The following is a 12,700-nucleotide window of genomic DNA, read 5'->3' as shown; positions in this document are numbered from 1 at the left end:
AGGTAGGTATTGGGGAAAACGCGGGGGCATGCCGGATTGTTCCGGTGCCCGGGTGACTCTCAGGCAGCCGCAGAGCCGGTTTCGGGCTCGTCGGTCGCCGGGTCGGGGATGTCGGTCGCGACCTCGATGTCCTCGGCCACCTGCGGGTCACCGCCGGCCTGCTCGAGTGCGGCGAGGAAGTGCTCGGCATCCAGCGATGCCACGGTCCCGCTGCCGGCGGCCGTGACAGCCTGGCGGTAGGTGGGGTCGATCACGTCACCCGCGGCGAAGACGCCGGCGACGGACGTCCGGGAGGACCGGCCATCGACCCAGATCGTGCCCTCGGGGGTCAGTTCGAGCTTGCCGTGGACAAGATGCGTACGCGGGTCGTTGCCGATCGCGACGAAGAGCCCGTTCAGGGCGAGTTCGCGGGTCGATCCGTCGACCGTCGAGCGCAGCAGGACGCCGTTCACGGCCTCGTCGCCCAGGATGTCGGCGACCTCGGTGTTCCACAGGAACTCGATCTTCTCGTTCGCGAACGCGCGCTCCTGCATGATCTTCGAGGCGCGCAGCGAGTCCTTGCGGTGGATGACGTAGACCTTCGAGGCGAAGCGGGTCAGGAAGGTCGCCTCCTCCATCGCCGAGTCGCCGCCGCCGACGACGGCGATCGTCTGCTCGCGGAAGAAGAAGCCGTCGCACGTGGCGCACCACGACACGCCGCGACCGGAGAGACGCTCCTCTCCGGGCAGACCCAGCTTGCGGTACGCCGAACCGGTCGCGTAGATGACCGACGACGCCTGGTGCACAGCGCCACTGCCGAGGGTGACCGTCTTGACGGGGCCCTCGAGGTCGAGCGAGACCACGTCGTCGTACAGGATCTCGGCACCGAAGCGCTCGGCCTGCGCCTGCATCTTCGCCATGAGCTCAGGACCCTGGATGCCCTCCGGGAAGCCCGGGAAGTTCTCCACATCCGTCGTGTTCATGAGCTCGCCGCCGACCTCCACCGAGCTCGCCACCACGAGCGGGGCGAGGTTCGCCCGTGCCGCGTAGATGGCGGCCGTGAAGCCTGCCGGACCCGATCCGATGATGATGACCTGACGCACGAGCGCCTCTCTTTCGTTGCTCCGGATGCTTCAACACATGGTAGTCGCGCGGCATTCCGCCGCCCCGGCCTCAGCGGCGGCCGGGCAGCACGCGGCGCGCGATCTCGAGCGCCGGCTTCAGTTCAGGAGCGCGCAGCAGCGCGAGGAAGGCCCCGTAGACGACGAGGGACGCGATCCCGATGATCGCGGCGCCCACCGCGCCGAGGAGCTTGTCGGAGACGGTCCACCCGTCGACGCCGCCGAGCAACTGGAAGGTCAGCCAGCCCGCTCCGGCGGCGGGGACCGCGGCGAGGACGAAGCGTCCGAGCGACAGCATCCATGCACCCACCCGGAGTCCGCCGAGGCGTCGATTCAGCAGCCAGGTGGCGATGATCACCTGGACGATGCTCGCGAACGACTGACCGAGCGCCACACCCGCGGCGAGGAATTGCAGCGGGAGCGTCGCGGACGCCACGACCGCGGTCACCACGACCAGGACGCACTGGAGGAGCGTGAAGAAGAACGGGGTGCGGGTGTCGTTGTACGCGTAGAACGTGCGCTGGATCACGAACAGGACGGCGAGCGGCACGAGGCTCACCAGGAAGCACAGCAGGACGACGGAGGCCTCGACGGCGGCGTCGCGGGAGTTCGTGAAGATGCGGGAGGCCGGCACGGCCGCCACGGCCAGGGCGGCGGTCGCGATCACGATGAACAGACCGAGGGTGCGGATGCTGCGTCCGATGTCACCGCGGACCTCGTCGTCGCGGCCGGCGGCGGCGTGCTCGCTCAGCTGCGTGAAGTAGGGGGTGCCGATCGAGAGCACGATCACCGAGTACGGGAGCATGAAGATGAGCCAGGCGTTCTGCATCGCGAATATCGATGCTCCGGTGCCGGACGCCTCGATCACGATGCGCGTCTGCACCAGGCCCGCGAGCTGACCGGCGATCACCATGAGGAAGGTCCAGCCTGCGAGCTTGCCGATGTGGCCGAGCCCCACGCCCCGCCAGCGGAAGTCCGGCCGCACCCGCAGACCTGTGCGCCGCCAGAAGGCGAGCAGCACGGCGGTCTGCACCACGATCCCGAGCGTGGCCGTTCCGCCCAGGAGCGCGATCGAATCGGGCGTCCAGTCCGAGATGGCGGTCAGATCCGAGCCGAACAGCGCGATGACCACGAGGAAGCCGGCGATCGAGACGACGTTGTTCACGATCGGCGCCCACGTGAACGGTCCGTAGATCCGCCGGGCGTTCAGCGCTTCGCCGACGAGGGCGTACAGCCCGTAGAACAGGATCTGCGGCAGACACCAGTAGGCGAAGGCCGTGGCGAGCGCCAGTTGATCCGCCGGGGCGCTCGGGGCGTACAGCTGCACGAGCCACGGCGCGACGAGGAGCGCGATCGCGGTCGTCACGACCAGGACGACCGTGCCGAGCGTGAACAGCTTCGACACGAACGCCCGCCCGCCGTCGTCGTGCGCGGTGGCCTTGACGATCTGCGGCACGATCACGGCGGTGAGGATGCCGGCCGAGATGATCGCGTAGATGTTGTTCGGCAGCTGGTTGGCCAGGGCGAACGCGTCGCCGGCACGACTGCCGACAGAGCCGACCGCAGCGACGAGCACGACCGTGCGCAGGAGGCCTGTGAGCCGCGAGACGATCGTCCCCGCTCCGATCAGGACGCTGGCCCGTCCGATGCCGCTCATCCGGTGCCCTTGTCGTGGTCGGTCTCGGCGGACGCGGCATCCGGTGTCTCCGCCGCCCGGCGGGACCGTCGCCGGAACCGCAGGACGGTGCGCACCACGCCGAGGAGGAGGAACCCTCCGACGAGGACCGACAGGATGACCAGGCCGATGCCCTCCCAGTCGGCGCGGACGTTCACGTCGACCACCTGGGCATCGCCGATGGGCTCGAGCGTGCGGCTGCGCAGCTGGAGCTGCACGGAGACCTCACCGTTGCCCACGCGCGCCCGGACCGGCACCTGGACACGCGTGTTGCTGTTCGCGCCGGCGGTGACCTCGTTCGCACGCGTGACGTCCAGGCGCAGGTCGTCGGGGGTTGCGAACAGCACCACGTTCACCGGATAGTCCAGGTCGTTGCGCACCCAGATCGGGATCGGGGCGCCGGCGCTGAAGAGGTTGATGTCGCTCGGCGGAAGGATGCCGACACTGTCCAGCGTCGTCGCCGTCGCGGCGCGGTGCCCGGCGAGCGCGGTCGTCCACTTCTCCGGCTCGGGCACCCACGCGAGCCCGAGAAGCTGCAGGATCTCCGCCCGCTCCGGCCCGGTGAGCACCGTGGGATCGTCGAGGATCGTGGAGAACCGGTTCACCTGGGCCTCGTCGGCCACGAGCGCTGCGGCCGCGTCGACACGCACCTGGTCGACCGGCCCGTCGGCGATCTCGACGGATGCCGGGATACGGGCCGCGACACCGCCCAGCGTCAGCGGGGTCACCCCGGGCGCCTGCGACGCAGAGGTGATCGCGGTCCGCAGTGCCACGCGGGAGCGGTCTTCGCCGCGGTCGAGCGTCACGACGATGGGCTCGCCGCCGCTCTGCGCGGTCGCGAACGCGAGGTAGGCGGCCGCCGCGGTCAGCGGAGCGCCGCGCAGGCTCGTCTCCTCCTCGTCGGATGCGGCCCGCAGCTCGCGCGACACGTCGGCGTCGTAGACGAGCAGGTCGGCGTCGCCGGAGATCGCCCGGCCCGGAACCGTCCCGCCGGAGGCGCCCGCCACCGTCGCGGTCGACGGCACGAGGGTGAGCGAGTCGCGGCCGTCGATCGTGACCGCGCCGAGAGACTGGACGACTGCGGGAGTGGTCGTGCCGGTGCCCGGCCAGAACACGCTCTCCCGCGCGCCGCCGATGTCGAGCAGCTCGGGGAGTGTCGGGTACACCGGCTCGCCGGGCTCCGCCGTGGGGCTCGGCGACGGCGTCGCCCCGGTGGACGCCGTGAAGTCCGCCGGCACCATGTACGACTGCAGCGACAGGGGGCGCAAGGGCCTGGAGAGCCCCGCCTGCATCTGCGCGGCGACGTCCGCGTCACCGAACTGCAGTGCGAACCGGGAGTTGGGGAGCGCGTCCAGGCGGGCCAGCCAGGCCGTCGCCGTGGCGGGGGCGGCACTGCCCAGCACCTGGATGGCGGCCGGGATGGCCGGATCGACCGCCAGGATCGCCGCCGTGCCGTCCACGGCGTCGAGCTGGTCGGTGAGCGAGCCCTCGGGCGCGGTCAGTGCGGCGAGCTCGGTCGCGGTGAGCAGGCCCTCGGCGGTCGCTGCGGCGGTGATCGGGACGATCACGCCGATACCGACTTCGGCTGCGGCATCCGGAGGGACGATCATGACGCTGCGGGAGATGACCGGTCCGTCGCCGAGGTCGTACGAGGCGGACAGCGGGTAAACGCCGGGCGCGCGGGCGGCGAGAGACGGATCGGTCGGGGCGACGACGATGCCCGCGGTTTCGGTGCCGGCGGGGGCCACGACGGGGAGGGCCGCCTGGCCGACCGCCGCGAGTCCGGAGGACGACCCGTCCCCGTTCAGCCATGCGCTGAGCGCGGCGCGGCCGGTGAGCGCCTCCGAGCCGAGCGACAGGGTGACGGCGGTCGCCGGGGTGGCGGCATCCGTCCCGTTCTGCAGTGTCACCGAGACCGCGAGTCCGTCGCCGGGGCGGACGATGCCGTTCGCGATGGGCGACAGCGTGAAGACGGCCTCGCCGGGTGCGACGGCGGACGTGGGTGTCGGGGTAGGCGTCGCCGTGGATGCCGAGGCGGAGGGGACCGCGAGCAGACCCGTGATCAGCAGCAGGACCGTCGCGAGGAGCGCCGCCGGCGCCGTGCGGCGAGCGCGCGACGGCGTCTGCGGGCGTGGCGCGGTGGTTCCCGCGGGCGGGTGACTGACGGTCATGTGGGATTTCGCTCCTGTGCGATTCATGACCGCACGATCCGGTCGATTCTACGGTCCGACCCTCCGAGCATCCCGAGCCGCGCCCGAGAGCCGCTCCGCGGGCGCGAGCATCGGTACAGCCGGTGTCGACGCGCGCTCGATCCGGTGCGGACTCGCGGTTGAATGGAGACGTGCTCCCCGAACCCGATCCCGCGCTGTGCCGGGCGCTCGCCGATGACCTGCACGACGCCGGATTCTTCTCAGAGGCGCTGCGCTCGGCGTGGGGAGAGACGGCTGACAACGCGATCGCGCGCGGACTGCGCTCGCCGGCGATGCGCGCACTCGGCGACCGTGCCGATGCGCTCGCCGTCCTCGGTCGGCTGCTCGTGCTCGGGATGCCGCAGCCGATCGCCGCGGTCGACCAGGCGCTGCCGACACTCGGTGCGGTGGGCCTGGAGCGTCTCGGACTCTGCCGTATCGACGGCGATGTCGTGCCGCAGGCGATCATCCGTCCGCAGTCCTTCACGGACGATCGCGGCTCGGGGCAGTGGTGGATCGCGAGCGACCTGGACGAGGCGGCGCTCGGCGGACCCCTCCCCGAAGACCACGTGCTCGGCGTCGGCGGCGCGTCGCTCACACTCGCGGGACTGCAGTTGCCCACCCCCGCGGGCCGAGCACTCGATCTCGGCGCGGGGTGCGGCATCCAATCCCTGCGTGCCCGACGCGATGTCGCCGAGGTCGTCGCGACCGACATCTCGGATCGAGCGCTCCGGTTCACCCGACTGAATGCGCTGCTGAACGGCATGACCGGCATCCGGACGCTGCGGGGGTCGCTCTTCGAGCCCGTGCGCGGCGAGCGGTTCGACCGGGTGGTCTCCAATCCGCCGTTCGTGATCACGCCGCGGGTCGCGGGGGTTCCGGCGTACGAGTACCGCGACGGCGGGATGCAGGGCGACGACCTGGTCGCCTCGGTCATCCGCGGGGTCGGCACGCACCTCGAGCCCGGCGGCGTCGCGCAGATGCTCGGCAACTGGGAGAGCCGCGGCGGGGCGGTGGGCCTGGATCGCGTGCGCGAGTGGGTCGAGTGCTCCGACGTGCCGCTGGACTCATGGGTCATCGAACGCGAGAGTCTCGACCCCCTCGCGTACGCCGAACTGTGGGTGCGCGACGGCGGCACCGTGCCCGGGACACCGCAGCACGCCGCGCTGATCGACGCCTGGCTCACCGACTTCGACGAGCGCGGAGTGACCGGGATCGGCTTCGGGTACGTGCTGCTGCGCAGACCCGTCTCCGGGGGACCGAGCCTCGCGCGGTACGAACGGATCGGGCAGTCGCTCGGGGGTCAGGACGCCCTCGGTGCGCATCTGGCGCGCGCCCTCGCGGCGCACGACCGGGTGGCGGCGCTGGATGACGACGCGCTCGCCGCGGCGGTGCTCATCGTCGCCCCCGACATCACGGAAGCCCGCCATCACCTGCCCGGGGTCGAGGACCCCAGCGTGATCGAGCTGCACCAGGGCGGCGGCTTCGCGCGCGTGGTGGCCGCGGACCCGGGGCTGGCAGCCCTCGTGGGCGCGTGCGACGGCGACCTCGCCGTCGGCGTCCTCATCGACGCGATCGCGACGCTGCTGGAGGTCGACGGCCGCGAGCTGCGCCGGGCGCTGCTTCCCGAGGTGCGGGAGCTGGTGTTCACGGGGTTCCTCGCGTTCGCGTGAGCCGTGCGCGAGCGTCGCGTGTGAAAGCGCGGGGAGAAACCGACCTCTGACGCCCCTCGGACGCGCGAATCGGCCGGAACCACCCCGCGCTTTCGCCGACGGGCCCCGAAGTGGCCGAGACGCGCGTCGGTAGGCTGGAAACCATGCTCAACATGGCCGAGGGTGTGGCGCGCCTGGGCGCGCTCGCCGCGTCGCCGATCGTGTCGACCGTGGCCGACGCGTTCGCCGCGGCGGGGTTCGAGCTCGCGATCGTCGGCGGACCGGTGCGTGACGCGCTTCTGGCGCGCCCGGCGAACGACCTGGACTTCACGACCGACGCGCGGCCGGACGACATCCTGAGGATCGTCCGTCCGATCAGCACGGCGCAGTGGGACGTCGGCCGCGACTTCGGCACGATCGGCGCGCGCATCCGCGATCCGCACACCGGCGCGGCGCAGCAGGTGGAGATCACGACGTTCCGCGCCGACAGCTACGACGGACTGACCCGCAAGCCCACCGTCGAGTTCGGCGATTCGCTCGAGGGCGACCTCGCCCGCCGCGATTTCACGGTGAACGCCATGGCGCTCCGGGTGCCCGCGCGCACGCTCGTCGACCCGAGCGGCGGCGTCGAGGACCTCGTCGCGCGTCGCCTGCGGACTCCCGCCGACCCGGCGGTGAGCTTCGGTGACGACCCCCTCCGTATGCTGCGCGCAGCGCGCTTCAGCGCACAGCTCGGGTTCGACGTCGATCCCGCGACCGTCGCGGCGATGACCGAACTCCGCGACACGCTGTCGATCGTGAGCCCGGAGCGCATCCAGGGTGAGCTCGTGAAGCTCCTCCAGACCGACGACCCGGTGCGCGGCATCCGTCTGCTGGTCGAGACCGGAGTGCTGGACCGGTTCCTGCCCGAAGTGCCGGCGCTGCGCCTCGAGGTGGACGAGCACCACCACCACAAGGACGTCTACGAGCATTCGCTGACGGTGCTGCGGCAGGCGATCGATCTCGAGCAGCTGCGCTTCCCCGGTACAGCGCCCGACGTGCCGCTGCGCCTCGCCGCTCTCCTGCATGACATCGGCAAGCCCGCGACCCGCAAGCTGGAGCCAGGGGGCGGGGTGACCTTCCACCACCACGACGTCAAGGGCGCCCGCCTCGCCCGCAAACGCCTGCAGGCGCTCCGGTTCGACTCCGACACGATCGCCTCGGTCACGACGCTCATCGAGCTGCACCTGCGCTTCTTCGGCTATGCGGAGGGGGCGTGGACCGATTCCGCCGTCCGGCGCTACGTGCGGGATGCCGGCGCCGAGCTGTCCCGCCTGCACATCCTCACGCGCGCCGACGTGACCACGCGCAACAAGCGCAAGGCTGCGCGGCTCGCGGCCGCGTACGACGACATCGAGCGCCGCATCGACGAGCTCGCGGCGGCGGAAGAACTCGGCGCGATGCGTCCCGCCCTGGACGGGAACCGCATCCAGGAGGTGCTCGGCATCCGGCCCGGCCCGGAGGTCGGGAAGGCCTACCGATACCTCCTGGATCTGCGACTCGACGAAGGCATGCTCGACGAGGCCGACGCCGAGGCGCGCCTGCGCGCGTGGTGGGCCGCGCAGGGCGCTGCGGCGGCTACGGAGTGACGACCGCGCGGCCGCGCACCGTGCCCGCGTGGAGCTTCTCGTACGCCGAGACCGCGTCGTCGATGCCGAACCGCTCGGTGTGCACGGTGATCGCGCCGCTGCGGGCGAGGTCGAGCACCTCGATCAGCTCGCTGCGGCTGCCCCAGTAGGGCGCGCGCACGGACACGCCGAACGGCGTGGAGAAGAAGCCCGTGGGCATCAGGCCGCCGCCGATGCCGACGATGCTGACGTACCCGTCGACGGCGACGACCGCCCGCGCGGTGTCGATCGTGGGCTGCGCACCGACGAAGTCGAACACGGCCTCCGCACCGGCGCCGCCGGTGAGTTCGCGGATCTTCTCGGCCGCCTCAGGACCGGCGAGCACGGTGTGGTGCGCACCGACCTCGGCGGCGAGGGCGAGCTTCTCCTCGTTCAGGTCGACCGCGATCACGGTCGCCGCCGTCGTGGCACGGAGGATCTGGATGCCGACGTGCCCGAGCCCGCCCGCGCCGATCACGACGGCCACGGAACCCGGGAACAGCTTCTGCTGCGCGGCCTTGATCGCGTGGTAGGGCGTGAGGCCGGCATCCGTCAGCGACACCGTCTGGACGGGATCGAGATCGCCGAGCGGAACGAGGTGGCGCGCGTCGTCGACGATCAGGTACTCGGCCATCGCGCCGGGTGCGCCCAGGCCCGGAGGGGCGATGCCGAGCTCCGCGGCCCGCGTGCAGTAGTTCTCCCGGCCCTCCGCGCACGCCCGGCACTGGCCGCAGCCCCACGGGCCGTAGACGGCGTACGCGCCGCCGACCTCGATGCCCTCGACACCATCGCCGAGCTTGTCCACGACGCCGGCCCCCTCGTGACCGAGCGTGAGGGGCAGGCCGTAGATGTACTGGTCGGCGGGAAGGTCCATCACGAACCAGTCCGAGTGGCAGAGGCCCGCCGCGGTCACCCGCAGCCGGATCTGACCCGGTTCGGGTTCGGGGGTGTCGATCTCGACGACCTCGGGTCCCTTGCCGATCTCGCGATACTGCACGGCCTTCATGGCGTCCTCCTCCTGTGGTGGGTGTGATTCCACTCTGCGCCTGTGCGCGGGTGGACGTCAGGGGCCTTGGTCCCACGCTCGGCCTGTGATACCCCTCGCGTGCCTAGACTGATCGTGCTCCCCGACGTCGAACGGAGCTGCCATGCCATCGCCGTGGTCGCCGCGCCGCGAGGTCTCACCGCAGAACTCGCGCCTGCTGATCGAGCGCGCCCACGAAGAGCTCGTCGCCGGGAACGGCGCCGACCCGCGCCTGCACGACGTGCGGCCGCTCGTGCAGGATTCCTGGCGCCGCGCGCTGGCGAGTCTCGTCGGCGCCGAGGCGCTTCCGCCGCTCGACCTCGCGAGCGCCGAGCTCGAGGAGTACCGGCGCACGCACCCGCTCGCGAGCGTGATGGACATGATCCGGGCGCTGCTGCTGCCGGGAGAGGCGAGCGAATCCGGAGTCGTGGTCGCGGTCGGCGACGCGGCGGGGCGACTGCTGTGGGTCGAGGGAGACCATCACATCCGGGCGCTCACCGGCGATATGGGCTTCGTCGCCGGAGCGAACTGGTCCGAGCAGGCGGTCGGCACCTCCGCGCCGGGCACCGCGCTGGCGCTGGACCGCTCGGTGCAGATCCGCGGGGCCGAGCACTTCAACCGGCTCGTGCAGCCGTGGTCGTGCACGGCGGTGCCGGTGCACGACCCGGAGTCGCGGCGCATCCTCGGGGTGATCGACGTCACCGGACGGGATGAGACCATCACCCCGCAGGCGCAGCTCCTCGTCGACGCGACGGCTCGGGCGATCGAGGGTGAACTGCTGGTCGCCCGGCTGCGGGCGCGGGCGGAGCAGCCGGCGGCGCCGCGGCGGGCCGCGGCTCCGGTGGAGCGCATCACGCTCCGGGTGCTCGGACGCGATCGGGCGCTGCTGGAGGTGGCGCGCGAGGGCGCGGAGTCCGTGTCCGAACTCGGTCAGCGCCATGCCGAACTGCTCCTCATGCTCGCCACCCACCGGCAGGGGGTCTCGGCCGACCAGTTGGGGGCGCTCGTCTACGGCGATGCGGATGCCGGGGCCTCGGCATCCGTCACCGTCACGCTGCGCGCCGAGATGGTGCGCCTGCGCAGAGTGCTCGAGAAGCAGGCGCCGGCGCTCGTGCCGGAGTCCCGGCCGTACCGGCTCGGCGTCGAGCTGGAGACCGATGCACAGCAGGTGCTGTCGCTGCTGGATCGCGGCGCGCACCGGGTCGCGCTCGCGGCGTACCGCGGCGACGTGCTGCCCGATTCGACCTCGCCGGGCGTGGAGGAACTGCGCGACACCGTGCGCACGGCCCTGCGCGAAGCGCTCATCGCCGAGGCGAGCGTGGACGTGCTGCTCGCGTTCGCCGAGACGGATGCCGGCGCGGAGGACGAGGAGCTGCTCACGCTCTGCCTGCGGATGCTGCCGGCGCGCTCGCCCAAGCGCGCCGCGCTCGTCGCGCGGATCGAGCGGCTGCAGTCCGCCGACTGATCCGTCGCCCGGGTTCCTGCTCCGTCCCTCTTCCCCGCCGAGATGGTCCCTTTTCGTCCGAGATGGTGCCTTTGTCGCCGAGATGGTCCCTTTTCCGCCGAGATGGTCCCTTTTCCGCCGAGATGGTGCCCACCATCTCGAGGGAAGAGCCACCATCTCGGCGAAGGACCCACCATCTCGAGGGGAAACCCACCGTCTCGGCGAAGGACCCACCGTCTCGAGGGGAGAGCCACCGTCTCGAGGGGAGAACCACCATCTCGAGGGGACGGGCGGAGAGGACGAGGACCGACCCATGCAACGGGATGCAACCTTGCCCGACCTACCGTCGACGCATCGCGACACCGGACGTCGCGGACACGTCGAAGGAGACACAATGACAATCGTCGAAGAGGGCGTCTCGAGCGTCTACGCCAACCCCGGCACCCGCGGCGCGGTCGCCGATTACCGCCCGCGCTACGGCCACTACATCGGCGGCGAATTCGTCGAGCCGATCAAGGGGCAGTACTTCGAGAACATCTCGCCCGTGAACGGCAAGCCTTTCACGGAGGTCGGTCGCGGCACGGTCGAGGACATCGACCGGGCCGTCGACGTCGCCTGGCAGGCGTTCGAGTCCTGGAAGCGCACGACCCCCGCCGAGCGCGCCAACATCCTGAACAGGATCGCCGACCGCATCGAGGCGAACCTCGAGAAGATCGCGGTCGCCGAGACATGGGACAACGGCAAGCCGGTGCGCGAGACGCTCGCGGCCGACATCCCGCTCGTCGTCGACCACTTCCGCTACTTCGCGGGCGTGCTGCGGGCCCAGGAGGGCTCGCTCAGCCAGATCGACGAGGACACCGTCGCGTACCACTTCCACGAGCCGCTGGGTGTGGTCGGGCAGATCATCCCCTGGAACTTCCCGATCCTCATGGCGACCTGGAAGCTCGCCCCCGCGCTCGCCGCCGGAAACTGCGTCGTGCTCAAGCCCGCCGAACAGACCCCGGCCAGCATCCTGTTCCTGTTCGAGATCATCGGCGACCTGCTTCCCGCCGGCGTCGTGAACATCGTCAACGGCTTCGGCATCGAGGCGGGTGCGCCCCTGGCGCAGCACAAGCGCATCCGCAAGGTCGCGTTCACCGGCGAGACCACGACCGGCCGTCTCATCATGCAGTACGCCTCGCAGAACCTGATCCCCGTTACGCTCGAGCTCGGAGGCAAGAGCGCGAACATCTTCTTCGAGGACGTCGCCCGCGCGAAGGACGACTACTACGACAAGGCGCTCGAGGGCTTCACGTTCTTCGCCCTGAACGGCGGCGAGGTCTGCACGTGTCCGTCGCGCGCGCTCATCCAGCGCTCGATCTACGACCAGTTCCTCGGGGACGGACTCGAGCGCGTCGGCAAGATCGTGCAGGGGAACCCGCTGGATCCCGCGACCATGATCGGCGCGCAGGCCTCGAACGACCAGCTCGAGAAGATCCTGTCCTACATCGACATCGGCAAGCAGGGCGGCGCGAAGCTGCTCGCCGGCGGAGAGCGGGTCGACCTCGGCGGCGACCTGAGCGAAGGCTTCTACGTGCAGCCGACCGTGTTCGAAGGCACGAACGACATGCGCATCTTCCAGGAGGAGATCTTCGGCCCCGTCGTCTCGGTCACGTCGTTCGATGACTTCGGCGGCGCGATCGACATCGCCAACGACACGCTCTACGGTCTGGGCGCCGGCGTCTGGAGCCGCTCCGGCGACACCGCCTATCGAGCCGGCCGCGCGATCGAGGCCGGCCGCGTCTGGACCAACACGTACCACCAGTACCCCGCGCACGCGGCGTTCGGCGGATACAAGCAGTCCGGGATCGGTCGCGAGAACCACCTGAAGATGCTTGATCACTACCAGCAGACCAAGAACCTCCTGGTCTCGTACGCCGAAGGCGCGATGGGCTTCTTCTGAGCCGCCGAGCGGAGGGCGCCTTCCCCCC

8 protein-coding genes are annotated in these 12,700 nt (G+C 71.1%); 4 read left to right on the top strand and 4 right to left on the bottom strand.

The window, feature by feature from the left end; genetic code table 11:
• Positions 1-59 precede the first annotated feature (59 nt).
• From trxB to ABD197_RS01615, 3 genes are all read right to left on the bottom strand, one after another.
• Positions 60-1,082, bottom strand: coding sequence for a thioredoxin-disulfide reductase (gene trxB / locus ABD197_RS01625; RefSeq protein WP_344050920.1), 1,023 nt, complete (start codon positions 1,080-1,082; stop codon positions 60-62).
• Positions 1,083-1,152: 70 nt separating this feature from the next.
• Positions 1,153-2,757, bottom strand: a complete 1,605-nt coding sequence (gene murJ / locus ABD197_RS01620; protein ID WP_344050918.1) for a murein biosynthesis integral membrane protein MurJ — start codon at positions 2,755-2,757, stop codon at positions 1,153-1,155.
• On the bottom strand, positions 2,754-4,946 hold the full coding sequence (locus ABD197_RS01615; RefSeq protein ID WP_344050915.1) for a DUF6049 family protein: 2,193 nt from the start codon (positions 4,944-4,946) through the stop codon (positions 2,754-2,756). Before ABD197_RS01615 ends, murJ begins: the two co-directional genes overlap by 4 nt.
• Positions 4,947-5,116: 170 nt before the next feature.
• On the opposite strand from ABD197_RS01615, the gene ABD197_RS01610 reads away from it, so the two are divergent.
• Positions 5,117-6,637 carry a DUF7059 domain-containing protein gene (locus ABD197_RS01610; protein ID WP_344050913.1) on the top strand — a complete coding sequence of 507 codons (1,521 nt, stop codon included), beginning with the start codon at positions 5,117-5,119 and terminating at the stop codon, positions 6,635-6,637.
• 143 nt (positions 6,638-6,780) lie between these two features.
• Positions 6,781-8,244, top strand: coding sequence for a CCA tRNA nucleotidyltransferase (locus tag ABD197_RS01605; RefSeq protein ID WP_344050911.1), 1,464 nt, complete (start codon positions 6,781-6,783; stop codon positions 8,242-8,244).
• Here ABD197_RS01605 and ABD197_RS01600 read toward each other — a convergent pair.
• A complete protein-coding gene (locus tag ABD197_RS01600; RefSeq protein WP_344050909.1) occupies positions 8,234-9,268 on the bottom strand; it encodes an NAD(P)-dependent alcohol dehydrogenase in 1,035 nt (344 codons plus the stop codon). The genes ABD197_RS01605 and ABD197_RS01600 overlap by 11 nt on opposite strands.
• Before the next feature lie 142 nt (positions 9,269-9,410).
• On the opposite strand from ABD197_RS01600, the gene ABD197_RS01595 reads away from it, so the two are divergent.
• Together ABD197_RS01595 and exaC are read left to right on the top strand one after the other, a co-directional pair.
• Positions 9,411-10,751 (top strand): GAF domain-containing protein, encoded by a 1,341-nt coding sequence (locus tag ABD197_RS01595; RefSeq protein ID WP_344050907.1) that lies wholly within the window; start codon positions 9,411-9,413, stop codon positions 10,749-10,751.
• A 373-nt stretch (positions 10,752-11,124) separates the two neighbouring features.
• On the top strand, positions 11,125-12,672 hold the full coding sequence (exaC, locus tag ABD197_RS01590) for an acetaldehyde dehydrogenase ExaC (RefSeq protein ID WP_344050905.1): 1,548 nt from the start codon (positions 11,125-11,127) through the stop codon (positions 12,670-12,672).
• Positions 12,673-12,700: the final 28 nt, after the last annotated feature.

The organism is Microbacterium lacus, from assembly GCF_039531105.1.
Taxonomy (GTDB): Bacteria; Actinomycetota; Actinomycetes; order Actinomycetales; family Microbacteriaceae; genus Microbacterium; species Microbacterium lacus.
Note: the sequence above shows the minus strand (reverse complement) of the source record. Positions and strands in the feature narration are given on the sequence as shown.